Annotated in this window: 17 protein-coding genes and 1 tRNA gene; 1 reads left to right on the top strand and 17 read right to left on the bottom strand. The window is 54.3% G+C overall.

Annotated elements, in window-relative coordinates:
- From BM347_RS17405 to rpsL, 4 genes are all read right to left on the bottom strand, one after another.
- The coding region (locus BM347_RS17405) for a GTP-binding protein (protein ID WP_139226313.1) at window positions 1–91 on the bottom strand (91 nt) is incomplete at its 3' end.
- Between the two features lie 104 nt (window positions 92–195).
- Window positions 196–2,322, bottom strand: a complete 2,127-nt coding sequence (gene fusA / locus BM347_RS17400) for an elongation factor G (RefSeq protein WP_093917768.1) — start codon at window positions 2,320–2,322, stop codon at window positions 196–198.
- 83 nt (window positions 2,323–2,405) lie between these two features.
- Window positions 2,406–2,876: a 30S ribosomal protein S7 gene (gene rpsG, locus BM347_RS17395; protein ID WP_093917767.1), complete on the bottom strand. Its 471-nt coding sequence runs from the start codon at window positions 2,874–2,876 to the stop codon at window positions 2,406–2,408.
- 161 nt (window positions 2,877–3,037) lie between these two features.
- The gene (gene rpsL / locus BM347_RS17390) at window positions 3,038–3,409 is read right to left on the bottom strand and encodes a 30S ribosomal protein S12 (protein WP_005849863.1); all 372 of its coding nucleotides are present in this window, start codon (window positions 3,407–3,409) and stop codon (window positions 3,038–3,040) included.
- Between the two features lie 405 nt (window positions 3,410–3,814).
- Here rpsL and BM347_RS17385 point away from each other — a divergent pair, with 405 nt between their 5' ends.
- Window positions 3,815–4,618: a putative rhamnosyl transferase gene (locus tag BM347_RS17385; RefSeq protein WP_093917769.1), complete on the top strand. Its 804-nt coding sequence runs from the start codon at window positions 3,815–3,817 to the stop codon at window positions 4,616–4,618.
- Here BM347_RS17385 and BM347_RS17380 read toward each other — a convergent pair.
- The 13 genes from BM347_RS17380 to BM347_RS17315 form a co-directional block, all read right to left on the bottom strand.
- Window positions 4,607–5,473 carry a DMT family transporter gene (locus BM347_RS17380; protein WP_093917766.1) on the bottom strand — a complete coding sequence of 289 codons (867 nt, stop codon included), beginning with the start codon at window positions 5,471–5,473 and terminating at the stop codon, window positions 4,607–4,609. The two genes, BM347_RS17385 and BM347_RS17380, sit on opposite strands and share 12 nt — an antisense overlap.
- A gap of 196 nt (window positions 5,474–5,669) precedes the next feature.
- Complete coding sequence (gene rpoC, locus BM347_RS17375) at window positions 5,670–9,917, bottom strand: DNA-directed RNA polymerase subunit beta' (RefSeq protein WP_093917765.1); 4,248 nt, start codon at window positions 9,915–9,917, stop codon at window positions 5,670–5,672.
- Between the two features lie 95 nt (window positions 9,918–10,012).
- Window positions 10,013–14,152, bottom strand: a complete 4,140-nt coding sequence (gene rpoB, locus BM347_RS17370) for a DNA-directed RNA polymerase subunit beta (protein ID WP_093917764.1) — start codon at window positions 14,150–14,152, stop codon at window positions 10,013–10,015.
- Window positions 14,153–14,440: 288 nt separating this feature from the next.
- Window positions 14,441–14,812 carry a 50S ribosomal protein L7/L12 gene (gene rplL / locus BM347_RS17365; RefSeq protein WP_093917763.1) on the bottom strand — a complete coding sequence of 124 codons (372 nt, stop codon included), beginning with the start codon at window positions 14,810–14,812 and terminating at the stop codon, window positions 14,441–14,443.
- 76 nt (window positions 14,813–14,888) lie between these two features.
- Window positions 14,889–15,404: a 50S ribosomal protein L10 gene (gene rplJ, locus BM347_RS17360; protein WP_093917762.1), complete on the bottom strand. Its 516-nt coding sequence runs from the start codon at window positions 15,402–15,404 to the stop codon at window positions 14,889–14,891.
- A gap of 338 nt (window positions 15,405–15,742) precedes the next feature.
- Window positions 15,743–16,483, bottom strand: coding sequence for a glycosyltransferase domain-containing protein (locus BM347_RS17355; protein WP_093917761.1), 741 nt, complete (start codon window positions 16,481–16,483; stop codon window positions 15,743–15,745).
- On the bottom strand, window positions 16,473–17,192 hold the full coding sequence (locus BM347_RS17350) for a hypothetical protein (RefSeq protein WP_093917760.1): 720 nt from the start codon (window positions 17,190–17,192) through the stop codon (window positions 16,473–16,475). Before BM347_RS17350 ends, BM347_RS17355 begins: the two co-directional genes overlap by 11 nt.
- Before the next feature lie 166 nt (window positions 17,193–17,358).
- Window positions 17,359–18,057 carry a 50S ribosomal protein L1 gene (rplA, locus tag BM347_RS17345; protein WP_093917759.1) on the bottom strand — a complete coding sequence of 233 codons (699 nt, stop codon included), beginning with the start codon at window positions 18,055–18,057 and terminating at the stop codon, window positions 17,359–17,361.
- A 1-nt stretch (window position 18,058) separates the two neighbouring features.
- Window positions 18,059–18,484: a 50S ribosomal protein L11 gene (gene rplK, locus BM347_RS17340; protein ID WP_037228475.1), complete on the bottom strand. Its 426-nt coding sequence runs from the start codon at window positions 18,482–18,484 to the stop codon at window positions 18,059–18,061.
- Window positions 18,485–18,643: 159 nt separating this feature from the next.
- On the bottom strand, window positions 18,644–19,177 hold the full coding sequence (nusG, locus tag BM347_RS17335; protein WP_008226363.1) for a transcription termination/antitermination protein NusG: 534 nt from the start codon (window positions 19,175–19,177) through the stop codon (window positions 18,644–18,646).
- A 207-nt stretch (window positions 19,178–19,384) separates the two neighbouring features.
- Window positions 19,385–19,582, bottom strand: a complete 198-nt coding sequence (gene secE, locus BM347_RS17325; protein ID WP_093917757.1) for a preprotein translocase subunit SecE — start codon at window positions 19,580–19,582, stop codon at window positions 19,385–19,387.
- A 143-nt stretch (window positions 19,583–19,725) separates the two neighbouring features.
- Window positions 19,726–19,801: transfer RNA gene (locus BM347_RS17320), tRNA-Trp, on the bottom strand.
- A 73-nt stretch (window positions 19,802–19,874) separates the two neighbouring features.
- Window positions 19,875–20,366 (bottom strand): GNAT family N-acetyltransferase, encoded by a 492-nt coding sequence (locus BM347_RS17315; protein WP_093917756.1) that lies wholly within the window; start codon window positions 20,364–20,366, stop codon window positions 19,875–19,877.
- Window positions 20,367–20,497: the final 131 nt, after the last annotated feature.

Below are 20,497 nucleotides of genomic sequence, written 5' to 3'. Positions count from 1 at the left end.
CTGCTGTCAACGTCGTCTTGCCGTGGTCAACGTGACCAATCGTGCCGATGTTTACGTGCGGTTTATTACGTTCAAACTTTGCCTTAGCCATGATGGCCTCCTTGGTTTCTTAGGTTGGGTGGTGGGTTTGAAACCCACCCTACGGTTTGGGTAGGGCGGGGTTTTCCCCGCCGCCCCAGTTATTGGTTTGGCCTGTTAAGCGAACTTGGCCTGGATCTCGTCCGAGATGTTTTGTGGTACAGGTTCGTAGTGCGAGAACTGCATAGTAAAGTTCGCACGACCCGACGACATCGAACGCAAGGTGTTGATGTAGCCGAACATGTTGGCCAGCGGCACCTGCGCGTCAATCGCGATTGCGTTACCGCGTGTGTCCTGACCCTGAACCTGACCGCGACGCGATGTCAGATCGCCGATGATGCCGCCAGTGTAATCTTCAGGTGTGATTACCTCAACCTTCATGATCGGCTCGAGCAGTTTCGCACCAGCTTTGCGCATCCCTTCACGCATACCCATGCGGGCCGCGATTTCGAACGCCAGAACGCTGGAGTCAACGTCGTGGTATTTACCTTCGATCAGCGCAACTTTGAAGTCGATGACCGGGAAGCCAGCCAAAGGACCGGAGTCCATGACCGATTTAATACCCTTTTCAACACCCGGGATGTATTCCTTGGGCACCGAACCACCAACAACGCGAGATTCAAACGAGTAACCTTCGCCTGGCTCTGTTGGCATCAGGATCATTTTCACTTCAGCGAACTGACCGGAACCACCAGATTGCTTCTTGTGGGTATAAACCACTTCAGCTTCACGAGAGATGGTTTCACGGTAAGCAACTTGCGGTGCACCGATGTTCGCCTCAACCTTGAATTCGCGCTTCAAGCGGTCAACCAGAATGTCGAGGTGAAGTTCGCCCATGCCCTTCATGATGGTCTGACCGGATTCAAGATCGGTCTCAACACGGAAGGAGGGGTCTTCGGCAGCAAGACGTGCCAGACCGGCGGACATTTTTTCTTGGTCCGCTTTTGTCTTAGGCTCGACCGCGATTTCGATAACCGGATCAGGGAAGGTCATTGTTTCCAGAACCACAGGATCGTTAACCGCACAAAGCGTGTCACCTGTTGTTGTGTCTTTCAGACCCGCCAACGCGATGATGTCGCCCGCGAACGCTTCTTGAATTTCTTCACGATCGTTCGAGTGCATCATCATCATACGACCAACGCGCTCTTTCTTACCCTTGGTCGAGTTCAAGAGCGTGTCGCCCTTGTTCAGAACGCCGGAATAGATGCGTGTAAATGTCAGCGTACCAACAAAGGGGTCGTTCATGATTTTGAACGCAAGGCCAGAGAATGCCATTTCGTCATCCGCGCGACGCGCGATGTTACGAACTTCTTCTTCGTCGCCTGGCTTAAAGCCCATGTAATCAACAACGTCCAATGGCGATGGAAGATAGTCGATCACAGCGTTGAGCAGCGGCTGAACGCCTTTGTTCTTGAACGCGGAGCCACACAGAACCGGGATAAACTTGATGGCCAGCGTACCCTTACGGATCAGCGTGCGCAGTGTATCTTCGTCAGGCTCTGCGCCGTCCATCAGGTAGTTTTCCATCGCGTCATCGTCCATCTCGACCGCAGTCTCGATCAGATGCGCGCGCCATTCATCGGCCAGATCTTTCAGCTCGGCGCGAATTTCGCGCTGTTCCCAGCTTGCGCCCAGATCTTCACCGGCCCAAACCCATTCTTTCATGGTGACCAGGTCGATCATGCCTTCCAGCTCGGTTTCGGCACCGATTGGGATTTGGATTGGCGCAGGTGTCGCACCGGTACGGTCTTTGATCATCTTCACACAGTTGAAGAAGTCAGCGCCGATTTTGTCCATTTTGTTAACAAAAACGATGCGCGGAACCTTGTAACGGTCAGCTTGACGCCAAACGGTTTCGGTTTGCGGCTCAACACCGGCGTTGGCGTCAAGAACGGCAACCGCGCCATCCAAAACAGCCAAGGAACGTTCAACTTCGATGGTGAAGTCAACGTGGCCAGGGGTGTCGATGATGTTCATCCGGTACTTTGTGTCGGATGTGGCGCTTGCGTCTGGCAATTCCTGGCGCTGCCAGAAAGTTGTGGTCGCAGCGGAGGTAATTGTAATGCCGCGCTCCTGCTCCTGCTCCATCCAGTCCATTGTTGCGGCCCCATCGTGGACCTCGCCAATGTTGTGGGATTTGCCGGTGTAAAACAAGATACGCTCGGAGCAGGTGGTTTTACCTGCATCGATGTGGGCCATAATACCGAAGTTACGGTAGCGTGAGAGCGGATAGTCGCGTGCCATGGGGCTGCTTCCTCGAATATATCTGAAACGGATAAATCGCGCCCCAGCTTGGGGCGCGACGAAGGCGGGTTATGCCGCCTGAATTACCAACGGTAGTGGCTGAATGCTTTGTTAGCATCGGCCATTTTATGCGTATCTTCGCGTTTCTTAACGGCAGTACCGCGCGACTGAACAGCATCCAAAAGTTCGCCGGCAAGGCGCTCTTCCATGGTGTTCTCGTTGCGCGAACGCGACGCTTTGATCAACCAGCGGATTGCCAATGCTTCGCGACGCTCGGGGCGTACTTCAACAGGCACCTGATAGGTTGCACCACCAACGCGGCGCGAACGCACTTCGACGGATGGTTTGATGTTGTCCAAAGCTTCGTGGAAAACTTCGATGGGCGCGCGTTTGATTTTGTCTTCAACGCGGGTCATTGCGTTGTAAACGATACGCTCGGCGACAGATTTCTTACCGTCGATCATGAGGTTGTTCATGAATTTTGTAAGGACCAGATCACCATATTTGGCATCTGGCAGAACTTCGCGTTTTTCAGCGGCGTGACGACGTGACATTTAAGGCTCCTAATGTTCTAGCGCCAAGATTGGATCCGGCCGGTATATCCCTTGCCCAGTGGCTTGGATTTTCAGCATTTCTCGCAACCCCAGCTTACCCCTAAGGGAAAGTATGCTGGACAGCCCCAAGCGGTGATGAAACCGCCCAAGGCCCACCCAAATTATTTTGGCTTCTTTGCACCATACTTGGAGCGACGCTGCTTACGGTCTTTAACGCCCTGAGTATCCAGAACACCGCGCAGGATATGGTAGCGCACACCGGGAAGGTCTTTTACACGACCGCCGCGGATCAGAACAACAGAGTGCTCTTGAAGGTTGTGCGATTCACCCGGGATGTAGCTGATGACCTCAAAACCGTTTGTCAGGCGCACTTTGGCAACCTTACGCATGGCCGAGTTCGGCTTTTTAGGTGTGGTTGTGTAAACCCGTGTACATACGCCGCGCTTTTGCGGACACTCTTGCAGGTGCATGGATTTCGAACGTTTGATTTTAGGCTGGCGCGGTTTGCGGATCAGCTGTTGGATCGTTGGCATTCCGGTTTTATCCCCGTTTAGCTCACATATGTGGTGCAGCGGGGCGGACCCCAGTGCGGTTTAAATTTCGGTCCCCTCACGCGTCCGCGAAGCTGTTTTCACCATACGCATGCAGCGCAAAGCAAAATCACCGCAACGTTTCCGTACCGAGGAAAACGAGGCGGTGGGGTAACAGAGGATCGGGTCAGCATTAGACCGGATCGTGACCACAGGTGGTATGATTTCGGCACAGCAGGGCGACCCCCACATCCGAGATAGGGCGCGTATAGGCAGAGTCGCCGCCGCTGTCAACAGCAGCGATAACAATGGCTCCGATCCGGCCCAAAGGTGAATTGCCGCTTGCAATGATAGCAGACGCCCCGCCATATTTGAACGGTTCTCATGGCTGATCAAGGGCCCCTTTCAATGCAGATCATTGGTCTTTGCCGATTTTCTTATCCCGCCCATGGCGGTTTTCAGGTTGGCCACGAAACAACCGAGGACCGGATTGCCTATCTCTATGAGGCCGAGCGCCTCGAGGAACGCTTTAGGTTGTTCGAAACGGTCGCCCTGCCCTGTTTAAAAGCGCAGACGGACCCCGATTTTGAACTGGTGATCGTGGTGGGTGACACATTGCCCAGACAGCATCTGGACCGGTTACGCGATATCACCGCTGACCTGCCCCAAGCCCGTATTCACGCCGAACCGCCGCGCCCCCACCGCGAGGTGATGAAGGAAATCCTGAACACCACCCGTGACCAAGATCTGCCCTCAATGCAGTTCCGGTTCGACGATGATGATGCCGTCGCTGTGGATTTTGTCGAACGGTTGCGAGCTGCCCCAGCGGATTGTTCGGGACTCATCATGAAGAACCGCACGGTCGCATTTGACTGGAACAAAGGGTTGATTGCTGAATACGGGGCTGAGGGCATATCCGCGATCGAAGTCTTCCGGCCGTTGGACGTCGCGGCCTTGGGCATGTACGTGCGCCCGCGCTGCCCGATGACGATCATGAACTTCGCGCACAACAAGATTAACCGCTTTATGCCCACAGTGTCCTTTGACACCAAATATATGTTTGTTCGCGGTCACAACGGATCGAATGACAGCCGCCAGAAAGGCGAGAAACCGGCTGATGTCGCGCCTCTGACAGCCGAGCAGGAAGAGATGTTTCGCACCCGGTTTGCAATTGATGCGGACACCGTCCGCGCGGCATTCTCAGCGTCGTGACAGCTTGCGTTCGCGGTAGAGCGTGAACAAACCGGTGGCCGCGACAATCCCTGCCCCGGCAAGGGTCGAGGGCAGCGGCCAATCGCCAAAGACGAACCACCCCAAGATCAGCGCCCAGATCAGCCCCGTGTATCGAAACGGTGCGATAAACGAGACTTCGCCGATCCGCATGGTTTGAACGCTAAAGTAATAGCCCATCAGAACGAATACAGCCGCCGCCGCGATGGCTGTCCAATGCGCACCTGAAACCGGTGCCCAAGGGGTCGCCAGTTGCGCAACGCCTGAGAAGAGAGTGACGGATAAAACCGCCGCCAGCGTAACCGTCATCGATGGCACATCGCCCGACAAACGCCGTGTGCTTAGATCGCGCACCGTCACGAAAAACACCGCAACCAGGGCGTAGATCGACCAGATATTGAACCCTTCCGTGCCCGGTTTGACGATCAACATCACCCCCATGAACCCGACAAGAATGGCCGACATGCGCTTCCAGCCGACTGCCTCGCGGTAAAACAGCGCCGCACCCAAGGTCACGGTCAGCGGTAAGGATTGCAAAATTGCACTTAGGTTCGCCAGCGGCATGTTGAACAAGGCGGTCACAAAGAAAAAGCTAGCCGCAACTTCGGAGGCTGACCGGATGCCGACCAGTTTCCAGTCACGCCGGCTAAGCCGCACATGCATAGGTCCCAGACGGCCCCACAAAACCAGTATGAGCGAGATCGAGATGAGCCCCCGCAGGAACAACAGCTGAAACAACGGGACCTCGCCGCCAGTTGTCTTGGTCATCGTGTCGTTCAACGTGAACGCCGCCATTGCGCCCATCATAAACAGGGCTCCGATCAGATTTGGCGACATGGGCGGGCTTTCGTTGATATTCGTCGCGCGATCATTGGCCCATAGATTGCCAAAGTACCAGCCCCGATCCTGACGGATGACAGGGTCGGTATGCAATATGGCTGGTTTACGCGGTTAACCGGCGATCAGCCCCAAAAGTAAAAAGCCCCCGCTGATCTCTCAGCGGGGGCTTTCGTTTCTTAGTTCAGATCAAAGATCAGTTGCGGCTTTCGTCGTCGCTTGGGGCGGTGTTGAAGACATCCCCACCGGCCACATCATCCGCAGTTGCGGCTGGTGCAGCCAAACGAGCGGCTGTTTCGGCCTCTTCGCGACGCGCTTCGATCACCACGTTGTCGCGATCCGTTGCAACTTTGCGCATCTGCTGGGTCGCACCACCGGTACCGGCTGGGATCAGACGGCCAACGATAACGTTTTCCTTCAGGCCGACCAGCTTGTCGCGCTTGCCCTGAACCGATGCTTCGGTCAGCACGCGTGTGGTTTCCTGGAACGACGCCGCCGAAATAAAGCTGCGGGTTTGCAAGCTTGCCTTGGTGATACCCAGAAGGATCGGTTCGCCCGTTGCCGGACGGCCACCTTTGGAAATCGCCTTTTCGCAGGCATGGTCAAACTCTTGCTTATCGACGTGTTCGCCTTTCAGCAGTGTGGTGTCACCGCTGTCCTGAACTTCCCACTTCTGAAGCATCTGACGTACGATAACTTCGATGTGCTTGTCGTTGATCTTAACACCTTGCAGGCGATAAACATCCTGCACCTCGTCGATCATGTAGTCGGCCAAGGCCTCTACACCCATGATGGCAAGGATGTCGTGCGGTGCCGGGTTACCATCCATGATGTAATCGCCCTTTTGGACAAAGTCACCTTCCGCAACCGGAATGTGCTTACCCTTAGGCACCATGTATTCAACCTTGTGATCCGGATCCTCGGACGATTCAATCGAGATACGGCGCTTGTTCTTGTAGTCTTTGCCGTAGCGCACGTAACCGTCGATTTCCGCGATGATGGCGTGGTCTTTGGGGCGACGTGCCTCAAAGAGTTCGGCCACACGTGGCAGACCACCCGTAATGTCCTTGGTCTTGGCACCTTCGCGCGGGATACGCGCAACGATGTCACCAGCCTTGATTTCAGTCTGATCCTCAACGGACAGAATGGCATCGACGGACATTGGGTAGGTCACCGGGTTGCCCGCATCATTGCGGACCGGCTCGCCATCGGCATCCAAAATCATGATCTCGGGCTTCAATTCGTTGCCTTTGGGGGCAGCGCGCCAGTCGATCACGATCTTCTGTGTCATGCCTGTCGCATCATCTGTCTCGTCACGTACCGCGATCCCCGACGTAAGGTCGACGAATTTGGTTGTACCCGACTTTTCAGCGATGATCGGCAATGTGTACGGATCCCATTCAAACAGCTTGTCGCCGCGCAAGATCGATTGACCTTCCTTGACGAACAGCTTGGTACCGTAGCCAACTTTGTGGCTGGCACGTTCTTCACCGTTATCATCCACGATCGACAATTTCATGTTCCGACCCATGACCATGATCTCGCCTGCGGCGTTCTCAAGGGTTTGGGCGTTTTCAAACACGATCTTACCGGGCTGCGATGCCTCGAGGAAGGACTGCTGGCCACCTTGTGCAACACCACCAATGTGGAAGGTACGCATGGTCAGCTGGGTGCCGGGTTCACCGATCGACTGCGCGGCAATAATCCCGACAGCTTCACCTTGGTTCACCAATGTACCACGTGCAAGGTCACGACCATAACACATGGCGCAAACGCCCTCTTCGGCCTCACAGGTCAGCGGGCTGCGGATGCGTGCGGACAAAACAGCCGCCTCATCCACGATATCCGCCAGACGTTCGTCGATGATGGTTTGCGCAGGGACCAACACTTCGTCGGTGCCCGGACGCAGGATATCATCAGCCGCAACGCGACCCAGCAGACGTTCTGCCAGCGACGATACAACTTCACCGTCGTTAACCGCAGCTTCGGCAGTGATCGCTGTTTCGGTGCCACAGTCATGCATACGAACGATACAATCTTGTGCCACGTCAACCAGACGACGGGTCAGGTAACCCGAGTTCGCTGTTTTCAAAGCGGTATCCGACAGACCCTTACGGGCACCGTGGGTGGAATTGAAGTACTCCAGAACGGTCAGACCTTCTTTAAAGTTCGAGATAATCGGGGTCTCGATGATGTCGCCATTCGGCTTTGCCATCAAACCGCGCATCCCGCCCAGCTGTTTCATCTGCGTAACCGAACCACGCGCACCGGAGTGGGCCATCATATAGACAGAGTTCGGTTCGTTTTCGGAACCGTTGTCGGCATGTGTGGTTGCGGAAATCGCGCCCATCATCGCATCGGTGACTTTGTCGTTACACTTTGACCATGCATCGACAACTTTGTTGTACTTTTCACCCTGAGTGATCAGGCCGTCCATGTACTGTTGTTCAAAGTCTTTCACCTGGTCACGGGTTTCTTCAACCAATGGCCATTTGCTGTCAGGGATCAACATGTCGTCCTTACCGAACGAGATACCTGCCTTGAAAGCTTCGCGGAAACCCATGGTCATGATCTGGTCACAGAAGATGACGGATTCCTTTTGGCCACAATAGCGGTAGACCGTATCGATGACCTGCTGAACTTCTTTCTTGCGCAGCAGACGGTTGACCAGATCAAACGGTGCCTTGGCGTTCAGAGGCAGCAAAGCACCCAAACGGATACGACCAGGTGTCGTATCAAAGCGCTTCATCACTTCGTTGCCTTCGGCATCAATCTGTTTGATCCGCGCCTTGATTTTCGAGTGCAGATGGATCGCACCGCCGTTCAAAGCATGCTCGACCTCTTCAACAGAGCCGAACACCATGTCCTGACCAACCATGCCTTCACGCTCAAGCGTCGTATAATACAGACCCAAGATCATGTCCTGCGACGGAACAATGATCGGTGCGCCGTTTGCAGGCGACAGAACGTTGTTCGTGGACATCATCAAGACGCGTGCTTCCAGCTGGGCTTCCAGCGAGAGAGGCACGTGAACAGCCATTTGGTCGCCGTCAAAGTCAGCGTTAAACGCGGAACAAACCAGCGGGTGCAGCTGGATAGCCTTACCTTCGATCAGAACCGGTTCGAACGCCTGAATGCCAAGACGGTGCAGCGTAGGCGCGCGGTTCAGCATGACGGGGTGTTCGCGGATCACTTCATCCAAGATATCCCAAACTTCGGGACGCTCTTTTTCTACCAGTTTCTTGGCCTGTTTCACAGTGGAAGACAGACCTTTGGCTTCAAGACGCGAATAGATGAATGGCTTGAACAGCTCGAGCGCCATCTTTTTCGGCAAACCACACTGGTGCAGCTTCAGCTCAGGACCCGTAACAATGACCGAACGACCGGAGAAGTCGACGCGCTTACCCAAAAGGTTCTGACGGAAGCGGCCTTGCTTACCCTTCAGCATATCGGACAGCGATTTCAACGGACGCTTGTTGGCACCCGTGATCACGCGGCCACGACGGCCGTTGTCGAACAACGCATCCACAGATTCCTGCAACATACGCTTTTCGTTACGCACGATGATGTCGGGCGCGCGCAGTTCGATCAGGCGCTTCAAACGGTTGTTCCGGTTGATCACGCGGCGATACAGGTCGTTCAGGTCAGACGTCGCAAAACGGCCACCATCCAGCGGCACCAGCGGGCGCAGTTCTGGCGGGATAACCGGAATGACGGTCATAACCATCCACTCGGGCCGGTTACCGGACTCGAGGAATGATTCAACAACCTTCAAACGCTTGATGATCTTCTTCGGCTTCAGCTCGCCTGTCGCTTCTTTCAGATCTGCACGCAGCATGTCTGCTTCGGCTTCCAAATCGATTGCGGCCAGCATTTCACGGATCGCTTCAGCACCGATGTTCGCGGTGAACGCGTCCATGCCGTAGATGTCTTGCGCTTCCATGAACTCTTCTTCGGTCATCATCTGACCATAGGTGAGTTCCGTCAGACCGGGTTCAATCACGACGTAGTTTTCAAAGTACAAAACACGTTCCAGATCGCGCAGGGTCATATCCAGCATCAGGCCGATCCGCGATGGAAGCGACTTGAGGAACCAGATGTGCGCAACAGGCGACGCCAGTTCGATGTGGCCCATCCGCTCGCGGCGAACCTTTTGCAGCGTGACTTCGACGCCGCATTTTTCGCAGACAACGCCGCGATATTTCATGCGCTTGTATTTACCGCAGAGACATTCGTAGTCTTTGATCGGTCCGAAAATACGGGCGCAGAACAGGCCGTCACGTTCTGGCTTGAACGTGCGGTAGTTGATGGTTTCGGGTTTTTTGATCTCACCGAACGACCACGACAGGATACGCTCTGGCGATGCCAAAGATACCTTGATCTCGTCGAACGTCTTCATTGGCGCGACGGGGTTGAACGGGTTGTTTGTCAGTTCCTGGTTCATCTTAAATCCTTAGATTAGTCTCGAAAGCGAAGGGAGTGAGACGTTTTCTTTGAAAGAAAACGGTCCGGAGTTTTTGAAAAACTCCGGCGCTTAACTCACTCGTCTTCCTCCGCATCCAGGAGTTCCATATTCAGGCCAAGGCCACGGACTTCTTTGACAAGAACGTTGAACGATTCCGGAATACCGGCTTCGAAATTATCCTCGCCTTTGACGATGCTTTCATAGACCTTCGTACGGCCTGCAACGTCATCCGATTTCACAGTCAGCATTTCCTGCAGGGTGTATGCAGCGCCGTAGGCTTCCAAAGCCCAGACCTCCATCTCACCAAAGCGCTGACCACCGAATTGCGCTTTACCGCCCAATGGCTGCTGGGTGACCAGCGAGTATGGACCGGTGGAACGCGCGTGGATTTTATCGTCCACAAGGTGGTGCAGTTTCAGCAGGTATTTGACGCCAACGGTCACGGGGCGGGCAAACTGCTCGCCTGTGCGGCCGTCAAACAGCACCGACTGACCCGAGGAATCGAACCCGGCCCGTGTCAGACTGTCATTCACATCTGCTTCCTTGGCACCGTCAAAGACGGGCGTCGCGATTGGCACACCACGGGTTACGTTACCCGCCGCTTCCAAAAGCGTTGCTTCGTCCATGCCGGCGATGCCTTCGTCGTAAACATCCGCACCATATGCGTGGCTCATCGCATCGCGTACAGGGGTCAAGTCGCCGGAGCGCTTATATTCCTGAAGTGCTTCGTCGATGTTGATACCCAAGCCGCGTGCAGCCCAACCCATGTGGGTTTCAAGGATCTGACCAACGTTCATACGCGATGGAACACCCAGCGGGTTCAAACAGAAGTCGACCGGCGTACCATCTGCAAGGAATGGCATGTCTTCCATCGGCACAACCTTGGAAATAACACCCTTGTTGCCGTGACGACCGGCCATTTTATCGCCCGGTTGCAGCTTACGCTTCACCGCCACGAATACTTTGACCATTTTCATCACGCCTGGGGGCAAATCATCGCCACGGCGTACTTTTTCGACTTTGTCCTCAAAGCGGGCATTCAATGTACGCTTTTGGATTTCGTACTGTTCGTTCAGCGCTTCGACGATTTTCGCATCATCTTCGTCCGCCAGCGCCAACTGCCACCACTGACCGCGGGACAATTGTTCATCCAGCAGCTCTTCGGTGATCGGGCTGTTCGACTTCACGCCTTTCGGACCTTTAACAACAGTTTTGCCAAGGATCATCTGACGCAGACGCGCATAGATGTTGCGATCAAGGATACCAAGTTCATCGTCACGGTCGCGTGCAAGGCGTTCAACCTCTTCGCGCTCGATCTGCAAAGCACGTTCGTCCTTTTCAACACCGTGGCGGTTAAAGACACGGACTTCGACAACTGTACCGAAATCGCCCGGCTTCACACGCAGCGATGTATCACGCACGTCCGATGCTTTCTCACCAAAGATGGCGCGCAGCAGTTTTTCTTCTGGCGTCATCGGGCTTTCGCCCTTTGGTGTGATCTTGCCGACCAGAATGTCACCCGGTTCAACATCCGCGCCGATGTACACGATGCCAGCCTCGTCGAGATTGCGCAGCGCTTCTTCACCAACGTTTGGAATGTCGCGTGTGATTTCCTCTGGCCCAAGCTTTGTATCGCGCGCAGCCACTTCGAATTCCTCGATGTGAATCGACGTGAACACGTCATCGCGCGAAACCCGCTCGGAGATCAGGATGGAGTCTTCATAGTTGTAGCCGTTCCAAGGCATAAACGCGACGACCACGTTTTTACCAAGGGCCAGTTCACCCATGTCAGTCGATGGACCATCCGCAATAACCTGACCCTTCACAACCGTGTCGCCCACTTTCACCAGCGGACGCTGGTTAATACAGGTGTTTTGGTTGGAACGCTGGAACTTACGCATACGGTAAATGTCTACCCCTGCATCGCCCAGCTCAAGGTCTTCGGTTGCGCGCAAAACGATACGCGATGCATCGACTTGGTCGATGATACCGCCACGCTTGGCCATGTATGCCGCGCCGGAATCCCGTGCCACAACTTCTTCGATACCGGTGCCCACCAGCGGGGCCTCGGCTTGAAGCAATGGAACAGCCTGACGTTGCATGTTCGAACCCATCAAGGCCCTGTTCGCATCGTCATTTTCCAAGAACGGGATCAGCGATGCCGCAACGGACACCAACTGCTTTGGCGAAACGTCGATCAGGTCAACACTTTCGGAGGGTGACAATGTGTAGTCACCGGATTTCCGTGTCGAAACCAATTCGTTTACGAACTTCATGTTCTCATCAAGGTTCGCGTTGGCCTGCGCAACAGTGTGGCGCATTTCTTCGGTCGCGGACATATATTGAACGTCATCGGAAACCACACCGTTCGATACCTTGCGGTAGGGTGTTTCGATAAAGCCGTACTTGTTCACGCGGGCAAAGGTTGCCAACGAGTTGATCAGACCAATGTTTGGACCTTCAGGCGTTTCAATCGGACACATCCGGCCATAGTGGGTCGGGTGAACGTCACGCACCTCAAAGCCGGCACGTTCGCGTGTCAGACCACCTGGTCCAAGCGCTGAAAGGCGACGCTTGTGCGTGACCTCGGACAGCGGGTTGGTTTGGTCCATGAACTGCGACAGCTGCGAAGAGCCAAAGAATTCACGCACTGCAGCGGCGGCTGGCTTGGCGTTGATCAGGTCTTGCGGCATCACGGTGTCGATTTCGACAGAAGACATGCGTTCTTTGATCGCACGCTCCATGCGCAGCAAACCAACGCGGTACTGATTTTCCATCAGCTCGCCAACGGAACGCACACGACGGTTACCAAGGTGGTCAATATCGTCGATATCGCCACGGCCGTCGCGCAGATCAACCAGCGCTTTAATGCAGGACACGATATCATCGCGGTCCAGCGTGCGTTGTGTGTCTTCTTTGTCGAGCGCCAGACGCATGTTCATTTTCACGCGGCCAACAGCAGACAGATCATAGCGTTCGCTATCAAAGAACAACGTGTCGAACAGGTTCGACGCTGCCTCAACTGTGGGCGGCTCGCCCGGACGCATAACGCGGTAGATATCCATGAGCGCGGTGTCGCGGTTCATGTTTTTATCCGACGCCATTGTATTGCGCATGTAGGGGCCGACATTAATGTTGTCGATGTCCAAGAGTGGGATCTCGGTAATACCCGCGTCGATCAGCTCTTTGGCTGTACCGCCAATCAGCGTGCCGTCTTTGTCATACTCAAGCGTCATCTCGTCGCCGGCTTCGACGTAAATCGCACCGGTTTCTTCGTTGATGATGTCACGGGCAGCAAATTTGCCTTCAATATGGCTGAACGGCAAAAGCAACTCTGTCACTTTACCTTCATCAACCAATTGCTTCACGGCGCGCGGCGTGACCTTTTTGCCCTTCTCGAACAGGACTTCACCCGTCTTGGCATCAACCAGATCATATGTAGGGCGTGTGCCGCGTACGCGATCAGGATAGAACGGCGCAACCCAGCCTTCACCATCTTGAAGCGTGTAGTTCACGGTGTCGTAATAGGCATCCATGATTGCTTCTTGGTCAAGGCCAAGCGCGTAAAGCAACGTGGTGACAGGCAGCTTGCGACGGCGGTCGATGCGCGCGAATACGATGTCTTTTGCGTCGAATTCGAAATCCAACCAAGAGCCACGGTAAGGAATGATCCGGCAGGCAAACAACAGTTTGCCCGAAGAGTGCGTCTTGCCCTTGTCGTGGTCAAAGAACACGCCTGGCGAACGGTGCATCTGCGAAACGATGACGCGCTCGGTCCCGTTCACAACAAAAGTGCCGTTCGGGGTCATCAAAGGCATATCGCCCATGAACACGTCTTGTTCTTTGATGTCTTTGACCGACTTCGCGCCAGTGTCTTCATCCACATCAAATACGATCAAACGCAGCGTCACCTTCAAAGGTGCGCTGTAGGTCATGTCACGTTGCTGACATTCCTCAACATCGTATTTGGGTTTCTCAAGCTCGTACTTGACGTATTCAAGCACCGAAGTCTCGTTAAAGTCTTTGATCGGGAATACCGACTGAAAGACGCCCTGAATGCCGTCACCATCTGTCGGAGTGTCCGCATCGCCGGAGCGCAGGAACAGATCATAAGAGGATTTTTGAACCTCAATCAGGTTCGGCATATCCAGCACTTCGTGGATTTTGCCATAGTATTTACGTAGACGTTTCTGGCCAAGGAAGGATTGCGCCATGTGTCATGTCACCTTTCGTGTCTCTTGCCGAGCACGCCATCACCGGGGCCGTGATGCGCGCCCATAAGAGCGGAAAATCCTGGTCAATTCTTGAAGCACGTCCCACCGCACCTCTTCCGACCTTTAGGACCTATCCAGAGAAGCATTTCCGACGAAATACTTGTCAAAATAGGTTAGGCTGGACAGGGAAACACCCCATCCAGCCTTGTCACTTACGGGCTGACCCGGAATTTTTTGAAAATTCCAGTCCGTTTTCTGTGTAAGAAAACGCTGCCCAGATCAAATGGCTTATGCCAGCTCGACCTCTGCGCCAGCTGCTTCCAGCTTGGCTTTTACATCTTCGGCTTCGGCTTTGTCGACGCCTTCTTTGATCTTGCCGCCAGCTTCGACCAAGTCTTTGGCTTCTTTCAGGCCCAGACCGGTGATGCCGCGAACTTCTTTGATCACGTTGATTTTGGATGCGCCGGCGTTCTTCAGAACGACGTCGAATTCAGTTTTCTCTTCAGCTGCACCGCCTGCATCGGCAGGGCCAGCCATCATCACAGCGCCACCAGCGGCGGGCTCGATGCCATACTCGTCTTTGAGGATGGTTTTCAGTTCTTGTGCTTCAAGCAGTGTCAGACCAACGATGTCTTCTGCCAGTTTTTTCAGATCAGCCATGTTTTAGCTCTTTCCGTTAACGATATGTGTGTTCCAACGCGAGTGTTCAACCCTGCGCCAGCTTGACGATATTGCTTTACGCAGCCGCCTTGTCCTCGATTGTGGACAAGATGGATGCGATATTGCTTGCAGGTGCGCCAATGGCCCCGGCGATGTTGGAAGCAGGTGCGCCCAGCATGCCCGCGATGGTGGAGATAAGCTCCTCCCGCGAAGGCATTTTGGACACGGCTTCGACACCGGCGGCGTCCAGTGCGTTTTCACCCATTGCACCACCGAGAATCACAAACTTTTGGTTCTCTTTGGCGAAGTCCTGAGCAACCTTAGCGGCTGCCACTGGATCTTCGGAATAGGTCAAAACGGTCATACCCGTCAGGAGATCGGCAATGCTTTCGCATGGCTTTCCATCAAGGGCAATTTTGGCGAGCCTGTTTTTGGCAACACGCACGGCCCCGCCCGCAGCGCGAGCGCGCGCACGGAGGTCCTGCATTTCAGCAACTGTCAGGCCGACGTAGTGGCTAACCACAACGACGCCAGAGCTTTCAAAGATTTGGCCGAGCTCGTCGACCAACTGTTCTTTCTGGGCTCTATCCACAGTTTTACTCCAAATCTGGGGGTTACCCCCCGGCTCAATTAAGTTTGCTTTCGCAAACAGTCTTGGTCCATTTTACGGGAATAAGCCAAAATGCCCTCACGCTTGCGCGCTTGGTAATTCTAACGTCTCCCATCTCAGAAAGGAAATTAAGGCTCATCGCCACCCTTCGTCTCGGACAGAAGACTCACCCAAAGAAACTTCGGGTGAATCGAGGGCGTGTTTAGGGGCTGTGGCGCAGAATGCCAAGAGCAAATTTTCCCTGCCTCGTATTAGCCGAGGCACCGAGCCGGTTTCCCTGCCGACATCGCAGCTGCATCAAAACCTCTAGCGGCGCATAGTTACCGGTTTGCCCTTTGAAATCTGCGGCGGTCTTTAAACGAATATACCGGCCATTCGATATATTGCTGCGCCATTGATGACAACACGCGCGGCGCATAGTCGTTCAGCCACATCGCGTAGGGCAAAGATACCTGATCGCGCGGGCACAGGGTTTGGAAAAGCCACCACCATAAGGCATTCAACTTTGCCGTTGCAGGGTCGCCCATCTTTTGGATCATCATAGTGTTCATGTAGAGCCCTGCCTTGGCCGGGAACCCCGCCTCCTGCATCGTGCCTTTGATCTGCTCATGTGCTTCAGGTGTAACCTTTGACATGCGAGTTAACACGCGCAACTCGCGGTAGCAGCACTCCCGATCGGGATGCTCAAAAAGATACCTTCCGGCAGGCGCATCGCCGACATACGCAGCCTCGATTTCGGCGACAATTTCTTTGGGGTCTTGGATCAGCGCCGCCCGATTATCGACATAAATGACCCAGCGGTGGTTCGGGAAATAGGGTTCCGGGAACAGCTTGGCTGAACGTGACGCGATCACCGCATCCGCCTCGCCGCTACCGCCGATGACTTGCGCGCCCGGATATTCTAACGATGGGTCGTCGGTGACAAGGACGCGGTCATAACCTTGACCACTCCCCATCGACTGCAGATTAAGCGGCTCGTATTTGCCGAAATAGCACGAGTACACAGCGATATCACCGTGTACCTTTTCGACGGGTGCAATTTCAGGGGCATTAGCTGGCATGAAATACCACGGTTGAAATCAGGTTGCGGCGATGCTTTCCACCCTCAATGACTTCTTTCACCTGACCATACTCCCCGCATTCGGTGTTCAGAAACGCAACAAGTCCCTCGCGGGAAATCCCGAACGGGTCCAAGGGGCTCACTTTTTCAGGATCATAGCCAATCCCGTGATCCAGAAACATAAAACCGCCCGGCACCAGACATTTCGCCCAAGCGGTAAAGGCGATCTTGGGATCAAACGAATGATCCCAGGAATTCGAGTAAATAAATCCGGTATTGGCTTCCCATTCGGCCTTGGTCTCGTGGAAATCCCATTGGATTGTATGCTCGAACTGCGTGGCAGTATCAGAAATTTCAGTTCCGATGACATCGACATCACCATCCAAATGCGCGCGGAACCATTTCTGCTCGAACCCTTGACGCGTTCCATGACAGATGCCCGTCTTGGGCTTTAGATCACTGGCGTTGATATAGTTCGACAAGATCGTAATGTGATCCTCGCCGACCCATTGCTTGTCCAGTTTGAACTTGTTTCCGAGTGTCTGAATTTCCTTGTAAAGCTCGTAATCGAATTCGCCATCAACCTCATAGGTGATCAACGCGCTTTCATCATTTGGCTTCTCGACGCGGACCTTATCGGCATTATCTTCGACGAACTTCTTAAAGTCGCGGCGCCTGACGCGCTCAACTCTTTTATTCGGATCCTGCATCTTGACTTGGCCTCTCGCTTGTTGCGGAAGGCTAGCACGCAGGTGCCGAATATTTCAACAATTCTGGCGGCCTTAGATCGGCGGCAAATGCCGCCCACGAAATGCAAAAGGCCCCTCGCAGATCGCGAAGGGCCTTTCTTAAAGCTAACGCTAATAAACCGAATAATTACTCGGTTACAGCGTTGTCTACTTCAACAGTCACGCCTGGACCCATTGTGGAGCTCAGTGCGATCTTTTTCATGTATGTGCCTTTGGAGCCGGCAGGCTTGGCTTTGGACACGGCACCAACAAAGGCGCGCACGTTCTCAACCAGTTTGGCTTCGTCAAAGGACAGTTTGCCGATGCCAGCATGCACAACGCCGCCTTTTTCAGCTTTGAACTGAACCTGACCGCCTTTGGCAGCTTCAACAGCGTCTTTGATGTCCATGGTCACTGTGCCGACTTTTGGGTTTGGCATCAGGTTGCGTGGGCCAAGAACTTTACCCAGACGACCAACGATTGGCATCATGTCAGGTGTCGCGATGCAACGATCAAAGTCGATCTTGCCGCCTTGAACAGCTTCCATCAGGTCTTCTGCGCCAACGATATCGGCACCAGCTGCTGTGGCTTCTTCTGCTTTTGGACCACGGGCGAATACTGCAACACGTACAGATTTGCCTGTGCCGTTTGGCAGGCCAACAACACCGCGAACCATTTGGTCAGCGTGACGTGGGTCAACACCAAGGTTCAGGGCGATTTCGATGGTTTCATCAAATTTCGCGTTTGCGTTTGCCTTGATCAGTGTCACGGCTTCTTCAACGGACAGATCTTCTTTGCCTGCAAATGCTTCGCGTGCGGCGCGGGTGCGTTTTCCGAGTTTTGCCATCTTACTTCACCTCAATGCCCATGGAACGGGCGGAGCCCAGAATGATCTTCATCGCGGCTTCAACATCCACGGCGCTCAGATCTGCCATTTTTGCTTCTGCGATTTCGCGCAGCTGCTTTGTGGTCACTGTACCAACAGTTTCACGGCTGGGTGTTTTCGCGCCAGAGTTAATCTTGGCCGCTTTTTTCAGGTAGTAGGACGCAGGTGGCGTCTTGATGTCCATGGTAAAGGACTTGTCCTGATAATAGCTGATCACGGTCGGGCAAGGGGCACCTGGCTCCATGTCCGCTGTCTTGGCGTTGAACGCCTTACAGAATTCCATGATGTTAATCCCGCGCTGACCCAATGCAGGACCAACAGGTGGGGATGGGTTCGCTTGACCCGCTTTAACTTGCAACTTCATCGTACCGACGAGTTTCTTGGCCATTGGCCTTCTCCTTTTGATGTCGGTGGATTTACACCCACCCTACGCAACCACAACGCGTTGTGATCGGTTACTAGCGTGGTCCGGTTTGACTGCGCGCAGCCTTGCCTCCCACAAACGAACGGTGTTGCCACCGCATAGCGGGTTGCCCCGCCGACCCGCTCAGACCTGTTTATTGACCTGAGTGAATTCCAATTCGACCGGTGTTTCGCGGCCAAAGATCGACACAGACACCTTGAGGCGCTGGTTCTCGTCGTCGACCTCTTCGATCATGCCGTCAAAGTCTTCGAACGGACCATCAGCAACCTTAACGCGCTCGCCCACTTCAAAGTGGATCAAGGTGCGTGGTGCTTCTTCGCCCTCTTGGACGCGGCCCAAGATCGCGGTGACTTCGGCATCACGCATCGGCATCGGGCGCCCTTGCGGCCCCAAGAAGCCTGTGACGCGGTTGATCGAGTTGATCAGGTGATAGCCGCGGTCGGACATCTCCATGTGCACCAGAACATAGCCGGGCATAAAGCGCCGCTCTGTCGTGACTTTCTTGCCGCGCCGAACTTCGATCACCTCTTCGGTGGGGACCAGCACTTCGTCGATCTGGTCCTCAAGCTCTTGCTCGGCGACCGTGGTGCGGATCTGTTCGGCGATCTTTTTCTCGAAATTCGACAAAACACTGACCGAATACCATCTTTTCGCCATCTGAACTCTGGTCCCTGTCTTGCGATGCGCATCTATGCCGCATCAAATTCTCAATAAAGCGGCAGACATCTGCCCGCCTTTCCTGAACAAAAAATCGGCGCGCAACTCGAATCGCCGCACGCCCTTTGTCAGGTTAGGGGTGCGGGATAGCCCGCATGCCCAAATGTTTCAAGGGGGCGCGCAAGGTTTTGCACATCCCCTGGCCGATCACCCGAAATAGGCAAGCACGTACTGCAACCCACCGCGGATCAAAATATCGACGATTGCGAAAAACACCGCCGTCAACGCAGCTAGGATGAAAACCATCACAGTGGTCAGCATCACTTCGCGGCGGGTGGGCCATACCACCTTGGACACTTCCGAGCGCACTTGCTGAATGAACTGGAGTGGATTGACTGTGGCCATGACGGGTTTCCTGCTTTTCAAAGGTTTCTGCGATGTATCCGCCAATGCGACCGAATTCAAGACTTCAATCGTATTCGCATGGATACCGTATCAGACCGATGGCCCAAAAGGCGTATATCTCGTAATCACGCTGATTGGAAAACTGGCAGGGGCTGAGGGACTCGAACCCACGACCCTCGGTTTTGGAGACCGATGCTCTACCAACTGAGCTAAACCCCTATGCCGAGTGGTGGGGTAGTCTGGAATCGCCAAAGGATCAAGAGCATATGCGCTATTGAGCCGGAAAATCCTGCTAGATATTGCCGGGGCGACGATACTCTTGTTCATTCACAACGGTTCCCCACATATCACCCGCCTTTTCAGCCTGCAGCACAAAGCCGAAGCTGCGGTATAGATGCAAGGCTGGTTTTAACCCCGCAAAGGTTCGCAGCCACATTTTACCGTTGCTGTGACGTTCCGCATGGGCGACCGCTTGGGTCATCAACTTGCGCCCCATACCGGTGCCCCGGCATCTGTCTGCACATAAAAACCATCTTAGATGTGCGCCGCGGCCATCAGATTGCGCATCGTGAAGATCCAAGACAAGCGACGCGGCAACCCCTTGATAATCCTGCGCAATCAAGACCAGATCGGTGTCCTTCTTGCCTTGGACAAACTCTGAGATCTGATGCGCCACCTTAGCCTCAAAGTAACTCGTGAAGCCCCATTGGCTGGCATAATGCGTCCCGTGCATTTGAATAATCTGGCCAATCGCGCCGGGAAAAAAATCTTGGGTAATATTCATAGGGGCCACCTTTTGTCAGATACGCAACCTACATCCCCTTGTGCAAAAGAAAAGGCCGCGCTGTTTCCAGAGCGGCCTTCGGGTCGGTTTGGGCTGTCGCGGGGCGGGCCCGCTGGCAGCTTACTCGGTGA

Source organism: Sulfitobacter marinus (assembly GCF_900116285.1).
Lineage (GTDB): Bacteria > Pseudomonadota > Alphaproteobacteria > Rhodobacterales > Rhodobacteraceae > Sulfitobacter > Sulfitobacter marinus.
This window is presented reverse-complemented; position numbering and strand designations above follow the sequence as displayed.

Bases quoted from the DNA above. Each gene is read 5' to 3' on its own strand.
- fusA (WP_093917768.1), bottom strand. From the start codon at position 2,322: ATGGCACGCGACTATCCGCTCTCACGCTACCGTAACTTCGGTATTATG.
- BM347_RS17350 (WP_093917760.1), bottom strand. From the start codon at position 17,192: ATGCAGGATCCGAATAAAAGAGTTGAGCGCGTCAGGCGCCGCGACTTT.
- rpoC (WP_093917765.1), bottom strand. From the start codon at position 9,917: ATGAACCAGGAACTGACAAACAACCCGTTCAACCCCGTCGCGCCAATG.
- rplL (WP_093917763.1), bottom strand. From the start codon at position 14,812: ATGGCTGATCTGAAAAAACTGGCAGAAGACATCGTTGGTCTGACACTG.
- rpsL (WP_005849863.1), bottom strand. From the start codon at position 3,409: ATGCCAACGATCCAACAGCTGATCCGCAAACCGCGCCAGCCTAAAATC.
- rpoB (WP_093917764.1), bottom strand. From the start codon at position 14,152: ATGGCGCAATCCTTCCTTGGCCAGAAACGTCTACGTAAATACTATGGC.
- BM347_RS17355 (WP_093917761.1), bottom strand. From the start codon at position 16,483: ATGCCAGCTAATGCCCCTGAAATTGCACCCGTCGAAAAGGTACACGGT.
- BM347_RS17380 (WP_093917766.1), bottom strand. From the start codon at position 5,473: ATGTCGCCAAATCTGATCGGAGCCCTGTTTATGATGGGCGCAATGGCG.
- nusG (WP_008226363.1), bottom strand. From the start codon at position 19,177: ATGGCGAAAAGATGGTATTCGGTCAGTGTTTTGTCGAATTTCGAGAAA.
- rplA (WP_093917759.1), bottom strand. From the start codon at position 18,057: ATGGCAAAACTCGGAAAACGCACCCGCGCCGCACGCGAAGCATTTGCA.
- rplK (WP_037228475.1), bottom strand. From the start codon at position 18,484: ATGGCCAAGAAACTCGTCGGTACGATGAAGTTGCAAGTTAAAGCGGGT.
- BM347_RS17385 (WP_093917769.1), top strand. From the start codon at position 3,815: ATGCAGATCATTGGTCTTTGCCGATTTTCTTATCCCGCCCATGGCGGT.
- secE (WP_093917757.1), bottom strand. From the start codon at position 19,582: ATGGCCACAGTCAATCCACTCCAGTTCATTCAGCAAGTGCGCTCGGAA.
- BM347_RS17315 (WP_093917756.1), bottom strand. From the start codon at position 20,366: ATGAATATTACCCAAGATTTTTTTCCCGGCGCGATTGGCCAGATTATT.
- rpsG (WP_093917767.1), bottom strand. From the start codon at position 2,876: ATGTCACGTCGTCACGCCGCTGAAAAACGCGAAGTTCTGCCAGATGCC.